This is a genomic window from Neoroseomonas lacus, assembly GCF_014644535.1.
Lineage (GTDB): Bacteria > Pseudomonadota > Alphaproteobacteria > Acetobacterales > Acetobacteraceae > Neoroseomonas > Neoroseomonas lacus.
On record NZ_BMKW01000013.1, the window covers coordinates 156,802 to 179,022 of the forward strand.

Genomic DNA, 22,221 nt, shown 5'->3' on the forward strand with positions numbered 1-22,221 from the left:
GGCAGTCGGCGCCCCTCCGCCACATCATCACCCCGCCAGCGCCGCGCCGATCGCCTCGCGGATCACCGTCGCGCTGTGCCGCAGCGCGACGGTCTCCACCGCATCCAGCGGCGGCATCATGGATGCCGAAGCGCCGCGCGCGCCCAGCACATGCGGCAACGAGATGCAGGTGTCCGGCACGCCCAGCGCTTCCTCCATGAAGGTGGAGACGGTGAAGATTGTCTGCTCGCCATTCACCAAGGCCTGGGTCAGCCGCGCGATGCAGCCGCCGATGCCGAAATTGGAGACGCCCTTGCCTTCCTTGATGCGATAGGCGGAGCTGCGGACCTCCTTCGAGATCCTGGCCTGAAGTGCCGGCGTGATCGGCGCGCCGACCTGTTCGGCGAAGCGCGCCAGCGGCATCGCCGCGACATGCACGCCCGACCAGTGCAGCACTTCGGAATCGCCGTGTTCGCCGAGGACATAGGCATGCATGGATTGCGGCGCGACCCCGAATTGGCGCGCCAACCGGTCGCGGAAGCGCGCCGAATCCAGCGCGCAGCCGGTGCCGATGGCCCGCCCCGGCGGCAGGCCGAAGCGCCGTACGGCAAGTGCCGGCATCACGTCGACGGGGTTCGTCGCGAAGAGCAGCACGGCCTCCGGCGCAACGGCCAGCACCCGCTCGATGATGCCGCTGACGATGCGCGCATTGGTCGCCAGCAGGTCAAGCCGCGTCTGCCCCGGCTTGAGGCTGACCCCCGCGGTGATGACCACGACATCCGCCCCGGCAAGGTCCGCATAGCCGCCCGCGCGCACCAGCGCGGTGCTGCCGAAGGCGGCGGCATGGGCGATATCGGCGGCCTCACTGGTGGCGCGGGCGGTGTCGAGGTCGGTCAGCACCACCTCTCGCACGCCCGGCGTCAGGGCGAGCAGATACCCTGCCGCGGCACCGACCAGTCCGGTGCCGACAATGCCGACGACCCCGGCCACGTCACAGCACGCCCATCATCGGCCACAGCGTCGCCGACAGCAGCATGATCAGCAGCCAGCCCGCGACGGTGACGATCACGCCCACCTTGGCGAATTGCGCGATGGTAAAGGCTCCGGTGCCGTAGCAGAGCATGTTCTGCGGAGCGTTGGTCGGCAGGATGAAGCCGAAGGAGACGACGAAGCTCTGGATCAGCACGATGCCGAAGGCGACCTCGCGGCCGACCGGCAGGGTCTGGGCGAAGGCGATCATGATCGGGATCAGCGTGCTGGCGAGGCCCGTCGCCGAGGCAAAGCCCAGATGCAGCACGATGCTGAACAGCGAGAGCGCGCCCACCACCATGAAGACTGGCAGCGCTCCAAGGCCCAACTGGCCGAGCGTGACCTGCGCAAGCCAAGCCGCCGCCCCGGTGGTCGCCATCAGCGTGCCGAGCGAGATGCCGGCGGCGAACAGGATGATGGTCCCCCAGGGCACCAGCTTCTCCGCCTGCGACCAGTGCATGACGCCGATGCGCGGCATCAGCAGGAGCGCGATGCCGATCTGGGTGGTGGTGGCGGTATCGAAGGGATGCAGCGTGCCTTCGGTGGACCACAACGCGAGCAGCAGCACGGCCACCGCCATCAGCCGCTTCTCGGCCGCGGTGATGGGGCCGAGCTTGGACACTTCCTCGGCGAGGCGCGCCTCGGCCTCGGCCTTGGCTGGCACCTGCGGGCGCAGCACCAGGATCGCGGCGATGTACAGCACCACGCACATGCCCAGGGTGAAAGGCAGCGTGGTGACGAACCAGCCGCCCCAGCTGATGGTGTGGCCGAAGGCCTGCTCCATGAAGTTCAGGCTGATCAGGTTCTGCGCCGCTCCGGTCTTGACCGCCATATTGAAGATCGAACAGGCGGAAGCGGTGACGATCATCAGCGTCGCGCCCAGGCTGCTGGCGACCGGCAGGCCAAGGGCTGCGGTCACCCCCACCATGATCGGGATCACCGCGCCGACACGGGCGGTGGCGGAGGGAATGAACAGCGCCAGCACGAAGCCGACCAGCATGGCGCCGAGGATCAGGCGGGACGGCGAGATGCCGACCTTGCTCATCACCAGCAGCGCCACGCGCCGGTCGAGTCCGGTCAGCTTCAGCGCCACGGCGAGGAACAGCGCGGCGGCCACCAGCAGCACGGCGGTCGAGGAGAAGCCAGTCAACATTGTGGACAGCGCGGCGGTCGAGCTCATCGGCGGCCCGCCGGCGCGCAACGGATGGCCCATCAGCCCGAGCACGGCCGCCCCGGTCAACACGATCGCGCTGTTGGCCGGTGACACGCATTCGCTGATCCACAGCACGATGACGAGCACGAGAAGCCCGAGCGCGACCTGGCCGGAGGTCGTCAGCCCGGCCGGCGTGGGCAGCAGCAGCATGCCGACATAGAGCAGGATCGCCAGCCCGAGGTAAGCGAGCTTGCGGTTCGACTCAGGTTCGGGGGGCGAGATGAAGGAGAGGGACATGCCGCGACGGTTCCGGATCAGGTGCCGGCACCATGCCGCGGCCGGGGCCGCCGCATGTTGACGCGCATCAAGACTCGGTCAGGCAGGGACGCTGTCGACGATCCGCCCATCCTCCATTGTCACGATCCTGTCAGCGATATCGAGGATGCGCGGGTCGTGCGTCACCATCAGGATCGGCGTGCCGCGGGACTTGGCGATGTCGCGCAACAGATGCGCCACCTCCCCGCCCGTGACCTTGTCCAGCGCCGCGGTCGGCTCGTCGGCCAGCACCAGGCCCGGATGACCAACCAGGGCGCGGGCGATGGCGACGCGCTGGCGCTGCCCGCCCGACAGCTTGGAGGGCGGCTTGTCCGCATGCCCCGCCAGGCCGACGGCGGCGAGCATCGCGCCGGCGCGCTCCAGCCGCTCGGCCTCGGGGATGGTCGAATCAAGTTCGAGGCTCATCGCCACATTCTGCCGTGCGGTCAGGAAACCGAGCAGATTGTGGTTCTGGAAGATGAAGCCGATCGACCGGCGCAGCACCACGCGTTCCCATTCCGGCGAACCGAGCAACTCATGGCCCAGCACGCGGCACGACCCTTCCTGCATGCCGCGCAGCGCGCCGATCAACGTCAGCAGCGTGGTCTTGCCCGACCCCGATGGGCCGGTGAGCAGCACGACTTCCCCACCATGCACGCGCAGCCCGACGTCGCGCAGCACCGGCCGGCGCAACTCGCCCTCGCCATAGGCGAAAGTCAGGCCGTCGATGTGGATCGGATCCATCAGAACATGTCGGCGGGGCTGGCATCGCGCAGCTTGCGCATCGCCAGCAGCCCGGCGAGCGCGCACATGCCGAAGATCAGCGCGAAGACCATGGCGGCGCGTTCCACCGTCATCGCCAGCGGCAGGAAGGTGGCGTCGGCGACGATGCCATACAGCCAGGTGGACAGCGCCGCGCCGGGCACGAAGCCGATCAGCGCGAGGATCAGTGCCGCCGCCATCACCACCCGCGCGAGGTAGAAATTCGAATAGCCTATCGCCTTCAGCGTCGCGTATTCGCGCAGGTGGTTGGCGATGTCGGAAAACAGGATCTGGTAGACGATCACCATGCCGACGATCAGCCCCATCACCGAGCCGAAGGCGAAGATGAAGCCGATGGGGGTGGCGGTTTCCCAGTAATGTCGTTCATGGGCCACCAGCTCGGCATGGGTCAGGACCAGCACGTCACCAGGCAGGATCTGCCGCAGGCGCTGCTGCGCGGCGGCGATATCGGCACCGGGACGCAGCCGGATGGCGACCAGGTCGGTATTGCTCGCCTGGCGGTCGCGCACCATGCGGCGGAAGTTCACCTCATTCATCACCAGGTTGCCGTCGGCCCCGAAGGATGGGCCGATGCTGACCAGCCCGACCATCTGCACCATGCGGTTGCCAACCTGCACGTCGAAGGCTCCGCGCTCGGCGAATAGCCGCGCCACATCACCGAACTCCGGACGCGAGCGCGTATCGAATCCCACCGCATCGACACGCCGCAGCGCCGGCGCGATGTCGCCGAGCCCTTCGAAATGCATGGCGCCGGCCCCAACATCGAAGCCGATCATCTGGATGGCGCGGCGCGAGCCATCCTCCGGATTCCGCCAGGAGGATTGCGCGAGATAGACGGGCACGGCCTGCGCGACCTCGGGCAACGCCAGCGCCTGATGCGCGCGCACCCGGGGCAATGGTTCGGGGCGGAAGCTCGCGATGGTGAGCGGGTTCATCAGGAACAGCTCGGACTCCATCGCCGTGAGCAGCCGGGTCGCGCTGTCGAACAGGGCCGAGCGGAAGCCGAGTTGCATGAAGACCAGCACCGCGGCGAACATCACGCCGGCAATGGCCGAGAACAGCCGCGCACGTTCGGCCCGCAACTGCCGCCAGGCGAGGCGTGCCGGCAGGAAAAGCGCCTCGACCAACCCCGGCCTCGGCGCCTTGCCCGGCGTGACGACACGCGACGGCGCGGGCGGGGCCTCGCCGGTCTTCTCCGGCGCCCAGGGCAGCAACGACGTCTTGGTCAACGCGTTCATGGCCGGATAGCCACCTGCACCTGCATATTCGACCGCCGGCGCAACACCTCCGCCCCCGCTTCGTCCAGTGCGAGGCGCACCTCCACCGTGCGGCTGTCCACCGCGGCGACCGGGTCGGTATTCGCCTGGGTCTGGCGGCGCACGGTCCAGCCGATCTCACGCAGCGTGGCGGTGAAGCGACGCTCCTCGCCGGGGACGACTACCTCGGCCGGCGCACCGAGGCGCAGCCGGGGCAGGTCGGTCTCATAGACATCGGCGACGATGTCCATGCGCGTGAGGTCGCCGATTTCGAGCAGTCCGTCACTGCCGACCTGGTCGCCCGGCCGCGCGATGATGCGCAGGATGGTGCCGGCGAAGGGCGCCCGGACGCGGGACAATTCGGCATCGGCCCGCGCCTTGGCCAGGGCGGCCTCGGCGGCGGCGAGGCGCGCTTCGGCGAGCGCGATATCCTCGGGGCGGGAGGACAACAGGCTGTCGAGGTCGGCCTCGGCCTGGCGGCGCTCGGCGGTCAGGCGCACCGCGACGGCGCGATTGCGGTCCGCCTGGGCGACGGCGCCGGCGCCGGTCGGTACCAGGCGGTCGGCGCGGCCGGCCTCACGCAGGGCGAGTTCCTCCTGCGCCGTCAGCGCGGCGATGCGGGCGCGCTGCGCCTCGATCTCGGAAGGCCGGCCGGCGGCGCGGATGCGGTCGAGGCTCGCCCGGTATTCCGCCACCGCCGCCACGGCCTGGGCAACCCCGGCATCCTTCTGCGCGGCATCGGCGAATTCGGCGAGAAGCTGCCCCTCGGCGACGACATCCCCTTCCGCAGCCAGCAGCCGGTCGAGCCGCGTCACGGCCATGCCGCCCGGCTGGGTCAGCACGCGGATGCGCGAGGCGGGCTCGACCCGGCCAAGCGCGCCGACGCCGATCGGCCCCAGGGACGCCGCAACGGCGGGCGTGGTGGGCGGCGATTGCACGCTGCCGGCATGCCAGGCGTAGCCGCCGGCGGCGGTTGCCAGCACCAGCAGGCCGACCAACAGACGGCCAGGCCGGGTCACGGACGTTGCTCCACCAGCGCATCGAGCGTGGCGCGCAGAGCGGCAATGTCGGCCTCGGTCGGACGATAGAGGCCGAACAGGTGGGCCATGAACAGCCCGTCCGTCGCCGTCATCACCGCCATCGCGGCACCATGCGGCGTGCCGTCGGCGAGCAGTTCCGCTTTCATCCGCGCCACCACGGCGCGCATCGGGTCGAGCAGCGCCGGGTCGTGGTGGAACACCGCCAGGAAGACCGCGGCGGCGCGGTCGTGGCGATCCTCGCCGGGGCAGCAATCGCTTTCGCCGAAGGCCCAGGCGATCTGCGCGCGGGCGATGCGGCCGGGTCCTTCCGGCTGGCGCGCGACGCCGGCTTCGTATTCCTGCGTGATGAATGCCGTCAGCCGCTGCATCAGCCCGGTCAGCAGCGCTTCCTTCGAGCCGAAATGATAGAGCAATCCGCCCTTGGAGACACCGGCCTCGCGCGCCGCGGCTTCCAGCGTCAGGCCTGTGACGCCCTTCTGCACGATGATGCGTTCCACCGCATCGAGGATGCGGGTGTGTGTGTCGGGTGGGGCAACGGGGCCATGAGCGTCCATGACGAACCAATGTGTACCGTCCGGACGGTTTTTTCAACCGTCCAGACGGTACAGTCGCCAACCAGCGTCCCGCCGAAGCATTGCCGCGGTTTTCGCGCCGGAACAAAACCCTCTAACCTTTCGCCAAGGTTCACGTGGGAAGGAAACAGGCATGGTCCAGGGCATCGGGCGACGGGCAATCATGGCGGCCGCGCCGGTCATCCTCGCGGCACGTGGCGCCAAGGCGCAGGCCTGGCCGTCGCGGTCGGTGCGCATCGTCGTCGGCTTCGCCGCCGGCGGCGCCAACGACATCATGGCGCGCCTGCTCGCCCAGAAGCTGACGGAACGCATTCCCGGCAGCACCTTCATCGTCGAGAACCGGCCCGGCGGCAGCACCCTGGTCGCAGCGGACCACGTCGCGCGGTCGGCGCCCGATGGAACGACCTTCTTCTACACCTCGCCCTCGACCCTGATCAGCGGCCTGGTCAACCGGTCCCCGGTGGTCGAGCAAGTGCAGTCGCTCGCCCCCGTGGTGCTGGCGCAGTCCTCCCCACTGGCATTGATCTGCCGGCCCGATTTCCCGGCGCGCACCGTGCCGGAATTCATTGCCCTGGCGCGGGAAAGGCAGGGGCGGCTGACCGTCTCCCACCCCGGCACCGGCGCGATCAATCACCTGGCCATGGTCCTGTTGATGCGCCAGACCGGCATCGAGGTGACTCTGGTGCCCTATACCGGCAACCAACCCTCGATCACCGCGCTGATCCGCGGCGAGGTGGATGTCGCCCATGACGGGCTGTTCACCCCGCGCGCGCAGCTCGAGGCCGGCACGCTGCGGGCGATCGCGGTGACCAGCGCGGAACGTTCGCCGATCTACCCGACGGTGCCGACCTTCGGGGAGACCCTGCCGGGTTACGCCGTGGGCTTCTGGGGCGGGATGTTCGCGCCTCGGGGCACGCCGGATGCGATCCTGGACCGCATGAACCAAGAACTCGCGATCATCCTGCGCCAGCCAGACGTCGTGGACCGGGTGCGCGGCTTCGGGGCCGAGCCGGTCGGCGGCGGGCGGGAGCGCTTCGCCGAGGTTCTCGCCGAGGATTGGACGAAATGGACGCAGGTGGTGCGGGAGAACAACATCCGGGCGGAGTGAGGGAAGGCCGAGGGGCGCTGCCCCTCGAACACCCCGGCAGGAACCGAAGGTTACTGCACCTTCGGACGATTTCTGCGAAATCGTTGCTACAGGCCCAGCACCGCGGCTGCTTCCGCCACCGCCGCCTCCAGCGCGCCCTCGGCGAAAGGCGAGGTCAGCCCCGCCGAGGCCACCAGCCCCTGGAACGGCATCGATCCACCCCGTCCGCACAGGGCGACATAGGCATCGAGCGCCCCCTTCGGATCGCGCCGCGACCACACCCAGAACTGCAGCGCGACGCACAGCGCCAGCGTGTAGTCGATGTAGTAGAAGGGCGAATTGTAGATGTGCTGCTTGGCCTGCCAGCGGCCGCCCTTCGCCGGATAGGCCAGGTCGCCGTAATCCGTCCACGGCATGTAGAATTTTTCCAGCCGCTGCCACATCGCGTGGCGTTCCGCCGGCGTCGCCTCGGGGTTGGCATAGACCTCGTGCTGGAAATGATCGACGCAGACGCCATAAGGCAGGAAGGACAGCGCCGAAACCAGGTGCATGGCGCGATACCGGTCCGCCGCGGCGTCCCCCACCAGCAACCCCATATGCGGATGCGTCAGGTATTCGAGGCCCATGGAATGGATCTCGGCCGCTTCCATGGTCGGCCACAGATAGTCGACGCCCGGCTGGTTGCGGCTTTCCCAGCATTGGAAGGCGTGGCCCATCTCATGCGTGAAGACGCCGATATCGTTGTGGGTGCCGTTGAAGTTGGCAAAGATGAAGGGCGCGCCGACGCTCGGGAATGACGTGCAGAAGCCGCCGCCGGCCTTGCCGGGACGGTTCTTCAGATCGATGAATCCGCCCTCGCGCATCATGGCGTAGAAGCCCGACAGGCGCGGATCCATGCGCGCGAACATCTCCTGCGCCGCCATCACCAGCATGTCGTGGTCGCCGGCCGGCTTCGGATTGCCTGCGGCGTCGATCAGCGATTCATCCCAGTAGCGCAGCTTGTCCCAGCCATGCGTGGCACGGCGCGCCTCGAGGATACGCGCGACCAAGGGCGTGACGTGCCGCGCCACGCTCTCGCGATACCGAGCCACATCGGCCGGGCCATAGTCGAGCCGGCGCATGCGGCGATAGGCGAGCGGCGTGAAGGTCGCATCGCCGAGCTTGCGCGCCATGCCGGTGCGCAGGCCCACCAGCTGGTCGTAGATCGAATCCAGTTCCTCGCCGTTCCTGGCGAAGAAGTCCCAGCGCGCGGTCTCGGCCTCGTGACGGATGCTGCGGTCCGGGTCCTCGGCAAAAGGAGCGAGGCCGGAAAGGTTCACCTCCTTGGCTTGCACGCTCACCTTCGCGCCGGCAAGCAGCGCCGTGTAACGGGCGCCGAGGCGTGATTCCTCCTCCGTCTCCGCGGCGATCGCGGGGTCGAAGGCGGTGATGTCGGTCTCCCACAACGCGACGGCATGGGCACCTGCCAGCGCCTCCAGCCCGGCGCGATCGGGGTTGGCCAACAGCCGCCGCTTCAGCGCGGTCTCGTGCGTCGCCGCCTCGGGCGCCAGCGCATCGGCATATTCGCGCGCGGCAACGGCCTCCTTATCCGTGGTGTCCTGCGCGAAGGTCAGATGCACCAGGGACGACCAGGTCTCGTAGTCCCGCCGCGCCTTGTCCCAGGCGGCGAGCGCCGCGGCGCGGTCCCCGTCATCCAGCAGCGTATCGATCGCATCATGCTGCGCGGCGAGGCTGTCGCTGTCCGGACGGGGGGCACTGATCTCGGTGAAGCGAAGGGTCATCGGCGGGCCTGCGGTGTCGGGGTTCATCCGTCACCTCGCGCGGGAGGGCGGGCCAGGTCAAGCGCGGCGGTGGACGCGGCGCGCGCTTGCCGCCACGCTGCGGATCCGGAGGAAACCATGCCACGATTGATGTCCACCCTCGCCCTCGCCGGCCTGCTGCGGGAGGCCGCGCCGGCGCTCGAAGCCGCGCTCGGCGCTCGCCTGGAGGTGGAACTCGCGCCGACCAAGGCGCTGGAGGCCCGCATCCGCGCCGGTGAACACGCCGATGCCGCGGTATTGACCGCTGAAGCCGTCGCCGCCCTCTCGGCCGAGGGCGTGCTGGATGGCATGACGGCGCGGCCATTGGCGCATTCGCGCGTCGGCCTCGCCGTGAAGGCCGGCGCGCCGCATCCGGATATCGGCAGCGTCGAGGCCTTGCGACGCACGCTGCTGTCGGTGCCCTCGCTGTGCTATTCGCGCGCCGGTGCCAGCGGCATCTTCTTCGCCGGGCTGATCGAACGGCTCGGCATCGCCGCCGAGGTGAACGCCAAGGCCATCGTCATCCCGCAGGGCTTCACCGCGGAAAAACTGGTGAACGGCGAGGCGGCCATCGCCTTCCAGCAGATCAGCGAATTGATGGAAGTCCCGGGCATCGAGATCGTCGGGGCGTTGCCCGAGGGCGCCCAGACGGTGGCGGTGTTCTCCGGCGCGGCCTTCACTGGCGCGGCGAACGGCACAGCACTGCTCGACGCCGTGGCACGCGTCTGCACGCCGGCAGCGCTGCGCGCCAAGGGGCTCGACGCGCCGGGCTGAGCGTTCAGCGTGTCGCGGCCGCCGGTGCCGCGCGCGCCAGAACACCGCGCCAGCGTTCCGTCTCGGCGCGGATATGGGCCTGGAATTCGGCCGGGGTGCTGCCGATGGGCGGGCCGCCCATGGCGCTGATTCGGGTCGCGACATTGGGCTCGGCAAGGGCGGCGACGGCGGCGCGGTTGATCACCATCACCGCTTCCTCCGGAACGCCCGCGGGCGAGAGCAACCCATACCAGCCGCCGGCGGAAAAGCCCGGAAAGCCCTGCTCCGCCATGGTCGGCACCGTGGGCATCATTTGCGCGCGCGTCAGGCTGGTGACCGCCAGCGCCCGCAACGTGCCGCCCGAGACATGCGGGGCGACCAGCACCAGGTTCTCGATGGTGAAGGGGAATTCCCCGGCGATCAGCCCCATGATGGCAGGCGCGCTACCTGGGTAGTGGACCGGCGCGGCGATGAAGCCGGCGGCCTGACGGAACGCCTCTTGCGCCAGCAATTGAGGGGAGCCGACGCCAGGCGTCGGATACAGCACTTCGCGCCCCTCCGCCTTCAGCGCCGCGACCAAGCCGGCGACGTCGCGATGCGGCGATTGCGCGCGCACCACGAGCACCAGCGGCGTTGAGTTCAGCAGCGTGATGGGGATGAGGTCCGCCTGCGGGTCGTAACCTAGCTGCGCCTCGGTGATGGGCGAGACGGCGAGCGGACCCGTGCTGCCCACCAGGATCACATGCGCATCACCACGCGCCCTGGCGGCAAGCGCGGTGCCGACATTGCCCCCGGCGCCAGGCCGGTTCTCGACCACGATGGGCTGGCCTAGCCGCTGCCCCATGGGTTCCGCCAGCAGCCGCGCGAGCTGGTCGAGGATGCCGGCCGGCGCGAAGGGCACGATCATGCGGATGGGCCGCTGTGGCACCCAGGACTGGGCGCGCGCGATGCCCGGCAGCGCCAGCGCGGCGCCGCCGAGCAAGAACCGCCGCGCGATCATGCCGGCTCCAGCGTGAAGCGCAGCACGGTGTCCTTCACCACGATGCCGCCGCGGTTGCCCGGTGTGATGTCCCCGTAGCGCTGGGCATAGACGGGCGGCAATTCGCGGGCCTGGCGGGGTGCCAGCCACAGGCGCAGGAGGTGGCGGCGGCGTTCGGGTTCGGGCCAATCCTCGAAGTCGGTGCGGGAATGCAGCAGCTGGTGGTTATGGATGAACTGCATGTCGCCCGGGCGGAATTCCATCTCGAGCGACATCTCGGCGGCGAGTTCGTCCAACCGGTCGAGCGCGGCATGCTCGACCGGCGTCAGGCGGCGCGCCTGCGGGAAGTTCTCCTGGGCGGAACGGATGTACTGCCCCGAATAGATCGTGCTGAGGTCGCCCTTGTGCCAGTTGAAGACCGGGATCTCGAACCACGGCAGCATGCCGGGCGGGATCTCGCCGCGCCGGTCGGTAGGCATCGGGTTGAACAGCGCGCGCCACAACTCCGGGCTTTCCGCCAGCATGCGGTCGTGGATCGCGACCGAGGAGACGATGCGCGACCCGCCGCCCGACTTCGCCGTCTTGAGGCAGATCAGGCCGACGATGTCGCAGCTGTCCGTGTGGAATTCGAGTTCCCTGTTGGTCTGGTAGTAGCGGACCTTGGGGTTGCGGATGTCGAGGCCGAGGTCCTTCACATGCCCCAGCAGGTGCCCCTTGGCATTCTGCGACCGGAAGCCACCGAGATGTGCGCCGATGCCGAGATAGCCGATGGCGCTGTCCTCGATCGGGCGCGACGCCACGTCGAAGCCCCGCAACAGCGCGAAGCCGCGGCCGTGCTGGATGTCGCCCAGGATGCGCGTCAGCCGCGGAGCGAGCGTGGGCAGGCGGAACGTCTCGGGCGTAATTTCGCCCATCTCGCGCCCGGCAGCCTTGTGCTCGGCAATGGCGGCGTCGATTTCGGCGCGTTCGGTGGCGGAGAAGGTCTCGATCCAGTCGGTGCGCTGCGCCATGTCGGCGCCCACCCACGCGGCCTGGCCACCAATAGGTCCTGGTGGCAGTTCCATGGCTTCCTCCTGCTTGTTGCTTGGAGGGAAGGCTAGGTCCGTGCGGCGGCCACTGTCCAGCCCGCCACGCGGCGCCAGCGCATGCCGCGCCGCAACAGCCACAGCGCGATCGACAGGTTCAACAGGTTCCAGCCGATGCCGTTCCACATTGCCGCCTGGTAGGACCCGGTCGCGTCGAAGATCGCCCCCGCCATCCATCCGCCCAGCGCCATGCCGACCAGGGTGGAGGACAGCGCGATGCCAACGCGCGTGCCGGCCTGCTCGGGCGGAAAATACTCGCGCACGATCATCGCATAGGAGGGCACGATGCCGCCTTGGAACAGGCCGAACACCGCGCTGACGACATAGAGCGCGACCATCCCGTCCGCCGGCAGGAACAGGAACAGCGCGATCCCTTGCAGGACCGAGCCCAGCACGAGCGTCCGCAACCCCCCGATGCGGTCCATCACCACACCGAACACCAGCCGCGACGCGATGCCGGACGCGAGCATGACGGACAGCATCTCCGCCCCGCGTTGCGCGCCGTACCCAAGGTCCACGCAATAGGCGACGATATGCACCTGCGGCATCGCCATGGCGACGCAACAGGCCACCCCCGCCGCGCCGAGCACCGCCTGCAACACATTGGGCGACAGGCCGAGCGGACGCGCGACCGGCAGCGCCGCGGCACCGGCCGGGCGTGGCGGCGGCAGCGGCGCGCGTCGGCGCAACGCCAGCAGCGCGAGCGGCACGATTGTCGCGACGCAGAAGGCGCCCATCGACAGATGCGTCGCGCGCCAGCCGATGCTATCCACGCCCCATTGCAGCAGCGGCGGCCACACCGTGCCGGCGAGGTAGTTGCCCGACGCCGCAAGCGCCAACGCCATGCCGCGCCGCCGCGCGAACCACAGCGAGGCATCGGCGATCAACGGACCAAACACGGCCGCCGCGCCGAAGCATCCAAGCAGCACGCCATAGGCGAGCCCAAACAGGAACAGGTTCGGCGCAAAGGCCGCCGCCGCGCCGCCAAGGCCGATCGACACCGCCCCCACCAGCACCGGCACCAACACGCCGAAACGGTCGGCCAGCCGTCCCATCAGCACACCGCCGAGCACGAAGCCGACCATGGTCATGGTGTAGGGCAGCGCAGCGCCGGCGCGCGCGGTGCCGAACTCCGCCTGCACGGCGGGCACGACGACGACGACCGACCACATCGGCACGCTGCCGATGGCGCAGATCGCAACGATGGCGGCAAGGCGCAGCCAGGCGCCGCGCGAATCGATGCCGGCGTCAGCCACGGACGCGGCCGGTCTTGAGCATGGCAGTATCTCTCCCTGCCACCAGCATGGCAGGCGCCGTCCAGTCCTGCCACCGCATCCCACGGCAGGCCGCTATGCAGCCGGGGCGCATCACAAGGATGCGCCCCGCTACGTCAGGTCAGGCGAAGGTCAGCACGCCGGCATGGATCACCTGGACGTCCAGCAAGGTGATCATGCCGCCATCGCTCAGCGTCAACACGAGGTCGTCGGCCGCATCGCCGCCAATATCGCCGAGCGTCTGGTCCGTGACGGTCAAACCGTCGAGGATGCGGATCGTCTCGAAGCGCGCCAGGTCGGTGATGATGTCCGAGCCGCCGCCGGCGCCAAAGACAAAGACGTCATCGCCGCCACCGCCAGTCAGCACGTCGTCACCGGCGCCGCCGATCAGCGTATCGGCCTGGTCACCGCCATCGAGCGTGTCGTTGCCGATGCCGCCGTCAAGCAGGTCGCGGTTGCGCTCGCCCAGCAGCGTGTCTTCGCCATCGCCACCCCGCAGCGTATCGAAGCCATTCCCGCCTTCGAGGACGTCGTTGCCATCGCCACCATCGAGCAGGTCACTGTTGAACCCGCCGACCAGCGTATCGGCATCCGCGCCGCCGGAGAGGGTGTCGGCACCGAGACCGCCGACGAGCGAGTCCGCGCCGGCATCGCCGAGCAGCGTGTCGTTGCCGTCGCCACCGTCAAGCGTGTCGTTGCCCGTGCCACCAACCAGGCTGTCGCCCTGCGCGCCACCCAACACCACGTCCTCGCCGTCGCCGCCGAGCAGCGTGTCGCCACCAGTGCCGCCATCGAGCCAATCATTGTCGGCGCCGCCAACCAGGTGGTCGGCACGCTCACCTCCGACCAGCGTATCAGCCCCGGCCTCGCCATACAGCCCGTCGGCGCCGTCATCGCCGCTGAGGCTGTCCGCGCCGTCGCCGCCATGGAGCACGTCGTTGGCAAAGCCGCCGCCGACCGTGTCGTTGCCCGTGCCGCCCACCAGACTGTCGGCCAGGGCACCGCCCAGCAGCGTGTCATCGCCGCCACCGCCAAGCAGCGTATCGGCGCCGTTGCCGCCATCGACCAGGTCGTTGTCGTCGCCAGCATCGATGACGTCAGAGCCATTGCCCCCCGCGAGGATGTCCGCCCCGGCGCCACCATGCAGCGTATCGGCTCCGCCATCGCCGGTGATGCTGTCCGCACCGTTGCCGCCGTCGATGCTGTCATCGCCGGCATGACCGGCCAGGCTGTCATTGCCGATGTCGCCCAGCACCGTGTCATTGCCGGCACTGGCCTTGATCAGGTCGTCGCCGATGCCGCCGACCAGCGAGTCGGCACCGAAGCCACCGGTCCGGGTGATGCCGTCCAGCACCGTGTCCTCGGCGACGAAGTTCAGGTTCTGGATGCGCGTGTCGCCGGCCGCGCCGGTATCGGCAACGTCATAGGCCGTCGCCGGCGTCGCGTGGTTCTGCTGCAGGTAGTCCTCGAAGGCCTTCTGCTCGCCGAGTACGGTGGCATTGCTGGCGCCCACCGTCTGCATCGTCGCCTCGGCGGTGAAGTCGAGCGACTCATCGACCGCGGCGGAGACCGTGCCGTCGGTCAGCAGGTAGCGGAAGTTCTGGCCATTGGCCTTGACCGGGTAACCGTCGCCGCCATTGGCGGTGAAGTTCAGCGTGACCATCGAGATCAAAGCCGGTGCATCGGCGCTGACCACGCCGTTCTCGGCGATGCGGGCGATAATGGCGCCGGTGGCGTCGATCAGCGAGATGCTCGACACCTTGTGGCCCGCGGCGTTGTCCGGGTCGTAGGAGACCCGCAGCCCGCCGATCTGCATGTAGCCGCCGGATTGCTGCGCCGGGCCCGACGACAGGCCGGCGGCGAAGTTCATGATGTTCAGTAGGCCCTGGGCGTCGGTGTCGAACACCATCAGGCGATTGTCGAAGCGCAGCGCGTTCTCGATGTCGAGTTGCGAAATCGCGCCCGCCGGCTTCACCTCCGAGGCGGCCGGCGGCAGCTTGTCGCCATCCGCATTCACCGAGCCGATCGAGGCGCGGATGCCACCGCCATTCTTCAGCGACACCACCAGCGCGCCGCCGCCGAGCGCGTCCTGCGCCGCCACGAGGTTGGCGTCGGCGGTGATGTTGCCGAGATTAACCTCCTGCGTGCGACCGAACACCCGGTCGCCTTCGAGATACACATTGGTGTAGCCGAAGATGTTGCCGTCCTTGGCGCTGATCACCGCATCGATGGCGTCGGTGATAGCCTGCACCTGGCTGCCGATGGTGCTGCCGGCAACGATCTCCGCCGCGCTGTCCGTCGTGCCATAGGCCTGCTGCAGCACTTCCTCGGTCGAGGCATAGGCGCCGTTGATCGCCGGATCGAGGCTGGAGGGGATGATCCTGCCGTCCGCGTCGAACTCCACCACCAGGCGGCCGAGATAGGTGTATTCGGTGTCGGTGGTGACGATCAGCGTGGTGTCGCCATGGGCGTCCGTCGCGACGATCGGGAAGGTGCCGGCAAAGTCCGCATCGTGGCCATTGAAGGGATAGGCGACGTCATCGGCATCGCCGAGACGCTCATGCCCGCCACCGGCGACCATGATGTCGATGCCGTGCACCAGCGAGGCCAGCGCCTCGTTGCGCGCCAGCGTGTCGAGCTGGTCGACCATGATGATCTTGTTGACGCCCTGGGCTTCCAGCGCGTCGACGGCGGCCTGCAGATAGATGGCCACCTCCTGGAGGTCGGAGGTGTTGGGGTCGCCATCGTCGAGCGGCCGCGTCCCGTTGGGCGAGGTCTTGGTCAGCAGTTCCCAGGTGGTGAGGCCGACGATGCCGATCTTCTCGTCGCCCTGGGTAGAGACCGCATAGGGCGCGATCTTCGCCCGAATGTTGCTGACCTCCTGGCCGGCGAAGTTGTTGCCGGCATTGCCGCCGAGGCTCGCATCCGCCAGCGCGCGCACCGAGCTGTCGGCCGAGACGTCGAGGTTCGAGGTGATCAGCGGAAACAGCGCGCCACCCCAGGCGCCGGAGCCGGCGATGGCCCCCGTGAAGACCGGCGAGCCGAGGTCGAACTCATGGTTGCCCAGCGCCGAGGCATCGGTGCCGAAGGCGTTCATGATGGCGATGTCGGGCCGGCCGAGCGCGGTCGCACCGATGCCCGGCACGCCGTTGAGCGACGGGTCGGCGCCGGCGATCAGCCACGGGCCGGGGATGTAGCTGTCGCCTTCGCCGAGCACGAGCGTGTTGGCGTATTCATTGTCGAACTTGTCGATCAGCGCGCCCATGATCGGCGCGGTGTCGACGCCGAGCAGGCCGCTCTCGCCGTAGTAGGAGAGGATCTGCAGCTTGAAGGTCGCGTTCAGCGTATAGGCGCTGGTCGTCGCGCTGCCCTCATTCGGGGCAACGATCATCGCCTCGCCGGTCGGCGAGCTCTCGGCGGGGATGAAGGTGATGACCTCCGGCGCGTCGTCGCCGGCCGAGGTGTAGAAGCCGGTGAAAGTGAAGTCGTCCGGGCCGTCCATGCGGAAGGTGGCGACGCCGTCGGCGCGCTCCAGCGCGACGAACACGTAGGTGTCGCCGCCAATCTGGCCGATCTTGATGGTCTCCGGCTCGACACCCTTGTTGTCGTCGCGGTTCTCGTCGTAGCTGCCGGGGAAATATGTCGCGATCAGCGCGTCGAGCGTATTGCCGCTGTCGAAGACCTGATGGCCGTCGGTGGTCCAGACGCTGAAGGAGCGACCGCCGAAGACGTGCAGCTGGTCGTAGTCGCCATCGCCATCGGTGTCGCCGGTGGCGATGCTGACCGTCAGGCGGCCGATCGCGTCGACGACGTCGGCCTTGCCATTGCCGTTCAGGTCCGGAAAGGCGGTCGGGTCGAGGTTGAGCGCCGAGATGCGCGCTTCCTCATTGTAGCCCGGCCAATCGGTGCGTGCATCGCCCTCATTCGCCGTGATCAGGTAGGTGGTGCCGCCGATACCGACCGCCGCGATGCCGTCCGGCTGGTACATGCCGTAGACGTTGTCGTAGAGCCCCGGGGCGAAGACATTGTCGGTGTCGCTCGCCGAGATCTCGTTGCCGGCGATGCTGTGGTCCTTGAGGCCGAGCGGGATGATCGCCGTGAAGGTCGCGCTCGGGATGTCGAGCACGCCGATCGCGTTCGCTTCCTGCAGCGTCACATAGGCCGTGGTCGGGTCATTCGGGTCGACCGTGATGTATTCGGGCTCGAGGTCCTGCGCGACCGTGGCGCCCGGGCCGAACAGCCGCACGCCGGCGGCCTTCAGCGCATCGGCCTGGTCGTTGAAGGCGGCGAAGTCGGCGGTGGACACCGCGCCGGTGGCGATGTCGATGATGCTGACCGAGCCGACCGGGTCGACGCTGTCGGCGGCACCGTAGGAATTGGGCTCGCCTTCATTGGCCGTGAGCAGCCTGGTGCCATCCGGGGTGAAGCCGATCTGGTCGGGCTGGGCGCCGACGGTCAGATAGTCGGTGCCGCCGAAGTCGCGCAGGGTCAGCGTGACGGTGTCGCCGCTGCGCGCCACGTCGAGCACGATGACCTTGCCCGGCTCGGTCTTGGGCACCGATTCGAGGACGATGGCGACGACGCCGTCATGCGCCGCGACGCTGTTCACGAAGCCGTATGACGTGGTCGACAGGGTGGCAAGGATCGCGCCGGTCGCCGGGTCGATCGCATCGATCCCGGCGCCCCCCGCGACGAACAGCAGTCCGGAGGCTGCGTCGAAGGTCGCCACCTCGGCATTGAGGGCGGCGGAGCCATTCGCCGCCGTGTGGGCAACGGTGAAGGCTTTGGTCGCGCTGAGCTGCGTCCCCGACATGGACAATCTCCGGCAAAGGTATGGTTCGCCGTCGATTAGGTCGCTTGCCGGATCGCCTCCCTCACAGTGGCGTTACGGAAAAGTTAAAAAGCAGTGTTCTGGCGGACGGAAATCGGTGGGGTACCGCCCAACTCAGGCTTGCTCGGCGCAGAAGATGTCGTGCAGCGTCGCCATCAACCGCGCGACTCGCGGATCGGCGATCCGGTAGTGAATGGTAGTGCCGGCGCGCCGCGTCGCGACCAGCCCATCCTCACGCAACTTTGCCAGGTGCTGCGACATTGCCGGCTGCGACAGGCCCGCGCGTTCGGCCAGGCGCCCCACCGGCGATTCGCCCTCGGCAATCAGCGTGCACAGGACGATCAGGCGCCGCTCGCTCGCCAACAGACGCAGCATCGCCGCGGCGGCCGCGGCATGCTCCTCCATGGCGGCGGCGGCGGCGGCAGCGGAATTGTTGGCCGTCACGGCCATGGTCTGCGGCTGCATGGAAAGCTCCGGAAAGCCACGCCCACCGTGGTGCTCTACAGGTATGGCGCGGTTTGTTCTTGTCTAGCCCATGATCCTGGGCCATCGCATCCGGCATGGTGCATGCAAGGTCCATGTGATGACAACCTTCACCAAGTCTCACGTCACCGGCCCTGCCTATGGGGCGTCGGGCGACAAGCCATCGCGCCGCCGGCCGGGACCGACCCGCGCCGAAACGCTGGCCACGGAACTCGCCGAGGCGATCACGGAAGGCCGCATGCCGCCCGGCACCACGCTGGAGGAGGAACGCCTCGCCGCAGCCCACGGCGTGTCCCGCACACCGGTGCGCGAGGCGCTGCGCCTGCTGGCGGCGACCGGCCTCGTGGAACAGCGCCCGCGCCGCGGCGCCGTGGTCGCGCGCCCCGAACCCGGACGCCTGGCCGAGATGTTCCAGGCCATGGCCGAGTTGGAGGCGATCTGCGCCTCCCTGTGCGCCGTGGCGATGACTCGGGCCGACAAGGCGCGCCTCGCAAGCCGGCATGCCGGCATGGCGAAGATCGTCGAGGATGGCTGGCTCGACGCCTATCGCGACGCGAATGTCGCCTTCCATGAGGCGCTCTACGCCGGGTCGGGCAATGGCTATCTGGCCGAATTGGCGGATGCCACGCGGCGGCGGCTCGCCCCCTTCCGCGCCGCGCAGCTCGGCGGGCGCGACCGCCTCGCCGCCTCGCATGAGGAGCATGGAGCGATCGTGGCGGCGATCCTGGCGGGCGACGCGCCGGCCGCCGCAGCCGCCGTGCGCGCCCATCTGGCGGCAACGGAATGGAGCTGGGGCGTGCTGGCCGGCCAGCCGTCGGCAAGGCAGGACTAGCGCGCCTTCCGCTTGGGCGGCACGGGCCCGCGCCCGGCGGGTCGGAGAACGCTCTTCTCCTCCGCCGATTGCCGCCAATGGTGCCACACCGTGCGGCAAATTGACCGCGAATACGGCAAATGGCCCAAGCGAGCGCCCGCTTTGCATGCATGTTTGTATACAATTAGGCGATTCGGCCGACCCTCCGGCCCGGCACGGGTCTTGCTCACTATCGGGCCATGGAACTGTCCGGCCTGCCCTTCCGAATCGACGCGCTGCACGCGGCCTATGGCGACGGCCTGCCCGCCGCCGCCGTGGTCGCAGAGGCGCATCGCCGGCTCGCCGCCGTGGCGGATCCAGGCATCTTCCTCGACCTCATCCCCGAAGCCGCGCTGATCGCCGCGGCCGCCGCGCTGCCCCCCTTCGATGCGGCCCACTACCCGCTCTGGGGCATTCCGGTCGCGGTGAAGGACAACATCGCGGTGGCCGGCCGGCCGATGACCGCGGCCTGCCCGGCCTTCAGCCATATCCCGGCCGAGGACGCCTTCGCCGTTGCCAGGCTGCGCGCGGCCGGCGCGCTGATCCTCGGCAAGACCAATCTCGACCAGTTCGCCACCGGGCTGGTCGGCGTGCGCACGCCCTATCCGGTGCCGCGCAACACCGCCGATCCATCGCGCGTGCCGGGCGGGTCTTCCTCCGGCTCGGCCGTCGCGGTGGCGCATGGCATCGCCGCCGCCGCCTTCGGCACCGACACGGCGGGGTCGGGGCGCGTGCCGGCGGCGCTGAACGGCATTGTCGGGCTGAAGCCGTCCGTCGGCGCGGTGTCCTCGCGCGGCATGCTCGCCGCCTGCCGGACCCTCGACTGCATCTCGGTCTTCGCCACCAGTGTCGAGGATGCCTGGGCGGTGTTCCGCGTCATCGCCGGGGAGGATCGCGCCGATCCCTACAGCCGGCCGATCACCTGGGTCGAACCCGGCGCGGTGCCGGCGCGCCTCGCCATCCCTGCGCCGGGCGACCTGCATCTGGACGACGCGGCTGGCCAGGCCGCCTGGGCTGCCGCCCGCGCGCTACTGCCCGAGGTGACGGAGGCGGTCATCACCCCGCTGCTCGATGCCGCGAAGCTTCTCTATGATGGCCCCTGGATCGCCGAACGCGCCGCCGCCATCGGTGATTTCGCCGCCGCCCATCCCGGCGCCCTGCATCCGGTGACGGAAGCGATCATCGGTGGTGCCGGGCGCTTCACCGCCGTGGATGCGTTTCGCGGCTTGTACAAACTCGCCGAGCACCGCCGCGCGGCAGAGGAATTCTTCGCGCGTGTCGACGTGCTGGTGGTGCCATCCGCGCCGAATTTCCCGACCCTGGCGGAGCTTGACGCCGACCCGATCGGCCCGAATGCGCGGCTCGGCACCTACACCAATTTCGTCAACCTGCTCGATCTCGCCGCACTCGCTGTGCCGGGGCCGAAGCGGCCTGACGGGCTGCCGGCCGGCATCACGCTGATCGGCCCGCGTGGAAGCGATGCGTCGCTCGCCGCCCTCGGCATGACATTCGCGGCGCGCCGTGACGCCGCCACCCAGGAGACACAGGCCGCATGATCGAGATCGCCGTCGTTGGCGCGCATCTGACCGGCCTGCCGCTGAACCACGAACTGGAGGCGCAAGGCGGCGTGTTCCGTCGCGCCGCCGGCACCAGGCCCTGCTATCGCCTCTTCGCCCTGGCCGGTGGGCCGCCGCAGCGGCCGGGCCTGCTGCGCGTGGGCGCGCGCGATGGTGCCTCCATCGCCGCCGAGGTCTGGGCGCTGCCGCCGGACGGCTTCGGCCGCTTCGTCGCCGCCGTGCCCGCGCCGCTATGCGTCGGCACCATGCTGCTGGCCGATGGCACCACGCCCAAGGGCTTCCTGGTGGAGCCCGAGGGCCTCGCCGGTGCCGAGGACATCACCCGCTATGGCGGCTGGCGCGGCTTCCTCGCCGCCATCGCCTCACCCACCCCCGCCTGATGCCTGCATCACAAGGAAATCTGCCATGATCAGCCGTCGCCACCTGCTCGCCACCGCCGCCATCTCGCAGCTGGCCGTGCCGCATCTCGCCAATGCCCAGGCCGCCCGCACGGTGAAGATGGGCTCGCTGCGGCTGATCCATTCGATGACACCGCACTTCTACCAGCGCTTCGCCCCGGCCGGCATGACCATCGAGGTCATCACCTTCGACAGCCCGACCGATGGCAAGAACGCCGCGGTGACGCGCAGCGTCGATTTCGGCGGCTTCGGCATCGCCGCCGCGACGTTGGGTGCGGCCGCCGGCGAGCCGATCGTCGTGGTCGGCGCGCTGTGCAATCGCGGCATGGGCGTGGTGGCGAAGAAGGGCTCGGGCATCGGCGACATCGCGGCGCTACGCGGCAGGCGCGTCGGCATCTGGCCGGGCTCGACACAGGAGGTCTTCATCCTCGAACGCCTTCGCCAGTCGGGCATGAGCATCCGCGACATCACCGCCGTTCGCGTGCCCTTCGGCGAGATGAACGCGATGCTGGCACGCGGCGACATCGATGCCTATGTCGGTGCCGAACCCGGCCCTGGCCTGTCGATCTCCTCCGGCGTCGGCGAGCTGGTGGAATACCCCTATGGCACCGCCATGGGCGGGCTGAACATGATTTTCGGCACCTCGCAGGGCTTGATCGACGAGGACCCGGCGCTGGTGCGAACCATGCTCGGCGTCCATCGTCAGGCCAGCGAATACATGATGGCGCACAAGGCGGAGGTGGCGGAGACGACGGTGCGCGTGCTGGGCGCGCCGCGCGCGGCAGTGGACCAGGCGCTGGGCGCCGACAATGTTGAATATATCTGGAAGCTCGACGACACCGTGCTGGGCCAAGCCCGCACCTACGCCGAACACATGCTGACGCTGCGCCAGATCCGTCGCCTGCCCGATTTCGACAAGCTGCTGAACCCGACCTTCTCGAACCAGGTCGCGGCAGCCTGACGGCGGGGCCGGGACCA

General features: G+C 69.2%; 18 protein-coding genes. 6 read left to right on the forward strand and 12 right to left on the reverse strand.

Annotated elements, in window-relative coordinates; genetic code table 11:
* Positions 1-27: 27 nt before the first annotated feature.
* The 6 genes from IEY36_RS23965 to IEY36_RS23990 form a co-directional block, all read right to left on the reverse strand.
* Positions 28-969, reverse strand: a complete 942-nt coding sequence (locus IEY36_RS23965) for a lactate/malate family dehydrogenase (protein ID WP_188971627.1) — start codon at positions 967-969, stop codon at positions 28-30.
* Between the two features lies 1 nt (position 970).
* On the reverse strand, positions 971-2,458 hold the full coding sequence (locus tag IEY36_RS23970) for an SLC13 family permease (RefSeq protein ID WP_188971629.1): 1,488 nt from the start codon (positions 2,456-2,458) through the stop codon (positions 971-973).
* Between the two features lie 78 nt (positions 2,459-2,536).
* Entirely contained in the window at positions 2,537-3,220 is a 684-nt protein-coding gene (locus tag IEY36_RS23975) for an ATP-binding cassette domain-containing protein (RefSeq protein ID WP_188971631.1), read from the reverse strand.
* Positions 3,220-4,497 carry an ABC transporter permease DevC gene (gene devC / locus IEY36_RS23980; RefSeq protein ID WP_188971633.1) on the reverse strand — a complete coding sequence of 426 codons (1,278 nt, stop codon included), beginning with the start codon at positions 4,495-4,497 and terminating at the stop codon, positions 3,220-3,222. Before devC ends, IEY36_RS23975 begins: the two co-directional genes overlap by 1 nt.
* Positions 4,494-5,534, reverse strand: coding sequence for an efflux RND transporter periplasmic adaptor subunit (locus tag IEY36_RS23985; protein WP_188971635.1), 1,041 nt, complete (start codon positions 5,532-5,534; stop codon positions 4,494-4,496). The genes devC and IEY36_RS23985 overlap by 4 nt, the downstream gene beginning before the upstream one ends.
* The gene (locus IEY36_RS23990; RefSeq protein ID WP_188971637.1) at positions 5,531-6,109 is read right to left on the reverse strand and encodes a TetR/AcrR family transcriptional regulator; all 579 of its coding nucleotides are present in this window, start codon (positions 6,107-6,109) and stop codon (positions 5,531-5,533) included. The genes IEY36_RS23985 and IEY36_RS23990 overlap by 4 nt, the downstream gene beginning before the upstream one ends.
* A 151-nt stretch (positions 6,110-6,260) precedes the next feature.
* Between IEY36_RS23990 and IEY36_RS23995 the strand changes: the two genes are divergently transcribed.
* Positions 6,261-7,235 (forward strand): Bug family tripartite tricarboxylate transporter substrate binding protein, encoded by a 975-nt coding sequence (locus IEY36_RS23995; protein ID WP_188971639.1) that lies wholly within the window; start codon positions 6,261-6,263, stop codon positions 7,233-7,235.
* Between the two features lie 86 nt (positions 7,236-7,321).
* Here IEY36_RS23995 and IEY36_RS24000 read toward each other — a convergent pair whose 3' ends face one another.
* The gene (locus IEY36_RS24000; protein ID WP_188971641.1) at positions 7,322-8,995 is read right to left on the reverse strand and encodes a M3 family oligoendopeptidase; all 1,674 of its coding nucleotides are present in this window, start codon (positions 8,993-8,995) and stop codon (positions 7,322-7,324) included.
* Positions 8,996-9,124: 129 nt separating this feature from the next.
* On the opposite strand from IEY36_RS24000, the gene IEY36_RS24005 reads away from it, so the two are divergent.
* Positions 9,125-9,787: a substrate-binding domain-containing protein gene (locus IEY36_RS24005; protein WP_188971643.1), complete on the forward strand. Its 663-nt coding sequence runs from the start codon at positions 9,125-9,127 to the stop codon at positions 9,785-9,787.
* A gap of 4 nt (positions 9,788-9,791) precedes the next feature.
* On the opposite strand, the gene IEY36_RS24010 is transcribed toward IEY36_RS24005, so the two are convergent.
* From IEY36_RS24010 to IEY36_RS24030, 5 genes are all read right to left on the reverse strand, one after another.
* Complete coding sequence (locus IEY36_RS24010) at positions 9,792-10,766, reverse strand: Bug family tripartite tricarboxylate transporter substrate binding protein (RefSeq protein ID WP_188971645.1); 975 nt, start codon at positions 10,764-10,766, stop codon at positions 9,792-9,794.
* Positions 10,763-11,809: a TauD/TfdA family dioxygenase gene (locus IEY36_RS24015; RefSeq protein WP_188971647.1), complete on the reverse strand. Its 1,047-nt coding sequence runs from the start codon at positions 11,807-11,809 to the stop codon at positions 10,763-10,765. The genes IEY36_RS24010 and IEY36_RS24015 overlap by 4 nt, the downstream gene beginning before the upstream one ends.
* A 32-nt stretch (positions 11,810-11,841) precedes the next feature.
* Positions 11,842-13,086 (reverse strand): MFS transporter, encoded by a 1,245-nt coding sequence (locus tag IEY36_RS24020; protein WP_229681539.1) that lies wholly within the window; start codon positions 13,084-13,086, stop codon positions 11,842-11,844.
* Between the two features lie 139 nt (positions 13,087-13,225).
* Positions 13,226-17,917 carry a choice-of-anchor I family protein gene (locus IEY36_RS24025; protein ID WP_188971649.1) on the reverse strand — a complete coding sequence of 1,564 codons (4,692 nt, stop codon included), beginning with the start codon at positions 17,915-17,917 and terminating at the stop codon, positions 13,226-13,228.
* A 132-nt stretch (positions 17,918-18,049) separates the two neighbouring features.
* On the reverse strand, positions 18,050-18,400 hold the full coding sequence (locus tag IEY36_RS24030; protein ID WP_229681540.1) for an ArsR/SmtB family transcription factor: 351 nt from the start codon (positions 18,398-18,400) through the stop codon (positions 18,050-18,052).
* 118 nt (positions 18,401-18,518) lie between these two features.
* Here IEY36_RS24030 and IEY36_RS24035 point away from each other — a divergent pair, with 118 nt between their 5' ends.
* The 4 genes from IEY36_RS24035 to IEY36_RS24045 all read left to right on the forward strand — a co-directional run bounded on the left by IEY36_RS24035 (position 18,519) and on the right by IEY36_RS24045 (position 22,204).
* Entirely contained in the window at positions 18,519-19,250 is a 732-nt protein-coding gene (locus tag IEY36_RS24035) for a GntR family transcriptional regulator (RefSeq protein ID WP_188971651.1), read from the forward strand.
* Between the two features lie 218 nt (positions 19,251-19,468).
* Complete coding sequence (atzF, locus tag IEY36_RS24040) at positions 19,469-20,824, forward strand: allophanate hydrolase (protein WP_229681541.1); 1,356 nt, start codon at positions 19,469-19,471, stop codon at positions 20,822-20,824.
* The gene (locus IEY36_RS30785) at positions 20,821-21,225 is read left to right on the forward strand and encodes an allophanate hydrolase-related protein (RefSeq protein WP_229681542.1); all 405 of its coding nucleotides are present in this window, start codon (positions 20,821-20,823) and stop codon (positions 21,223-21,225) included. The genes atzF and IEY36_RS30785 overlap by 4 nt, the downstream gene beginning before the upstream one ends.
* Before the next feature lie 25 nt (positions 21,226-21,250).
* Positions 21,251-22,204: an ABC transporter substrate-binding protein gene (locus tag IEY36_RS24045; RefSeq protein WP_188971653.1), complete on the forward strand. Its 954-nt coding sequence runs from the start codon at positions 21,251-21,253 to the stop codon at positions 22,202-22,204.
* Positions 22,205-22,221: the final 17 nt, after the last annotated feature.

Bases quoted from the DNA above. Each gene is read 5' to 3' on its own strand.
- IEY36_RS23970 (WP_188971629.1), bottom strand. From the start codon at position 2,458: ATGTCCCTCTCCTTCATCTCGCCCCCCGAACCTGAGTCGAACCGCAAG.
- IEY36_RS23975 (WP_188971631.1), bottom strand. From the start codon at position 3,220: ATGGATCCGATCCACATCGACGGCCTGACTTTCGCCTATGGCGAGGGC.
- devC (WP_188971633.1), bottom strand. From the start codon at position 4,497: ATGAACGCGTTGACCAAGACGTCGTTGCTGCCCTGGGCGCCGGAGAAG.
- IEY36_RS23990 (WP_188971637.1), bottom strand. From the start codon at position 6,109: ATGGACGCTCATGGCCCCGTTGCCCCACCCGACACACACACCCGCATC.
- IEY36_RS23995 (WP_188971639.1), top strand. From the start codon at position 6,261: ATGGTCCAGGGCATCGGGCGACGGGCAATCATGGCGGCCGCGCCGGTC.
- IEY36_RS24000 (WP_188971641.1), bottom strand. From the start codon at position 8,995: ATGACCCTTCGCTTCACCGAGATCAGTGCCCCCCGTCCGGACAGCGAC.
- IEY36_RS24005 (WP_188971643.1), top strand. From the start codon at position 9,125: ATGTCCACCCTCGCCCTCGCCGGCCTGCTGCGGGAGGCCGCGCCGGCG.
- IEY36_RS24010 (WP_188971645.1), bottom strand. From the start codon at position 10,766: ATGATCGCGCGGCGGTTCTTGCTCGGCGGCGCCGCGCTGGCGCTGCCG.
- IEY36_RS24015 (WP_188971647.1), bottom strand. From the start codon at position 11,809: ATGGAACTGCCACCAGGACCTATTGGTGGCCAGGCCGCGTGGGTGGGC.
- IEY36_RS24025 (WP_188971649.1), bottom strand. From the start codon at position 17,917: ATGTCGGGGACGCAGCTCAGCGCGACCAAAGCCTTCACCGTTGCCCAC.
- IEY36_RS24030 (WP_229681540.1), bottom strand. From the start codon at position 18,400: ATGCAGCCGCAGACCATGGCCGTGACGGCCAACAATTCCGCTGCCGCC.
- IEY36_RS24035 (WP_188971651.1), top strand. From the start codon at position 18,519: ATGACAACCTTCACCAAGTCTCACGTCACCGGCCCTGCCTATGGGGCG.
- atzF (WP_229681541.1), top strand. From the start codon at position 19,469: ATGGAACTGTCCGGCCTGCCCTTCCGAATCGACGCGCTGCACGCGGCC.
- IEY36_RS30785 (WP_229681542.1), top strand. From the start codon at position 20,821: ATGATCGAGATCGCCGTCGTTGGCGCGCATCTGACCGGCCTGCCGCTG.
- IEY36_RS24045 (WP_188971653.1), top strand. From the start codon at position 21,251: ATGATCAGCCGTCGCCACCTGCTCGCCACCGCCGCCATCTCGCAGCTG.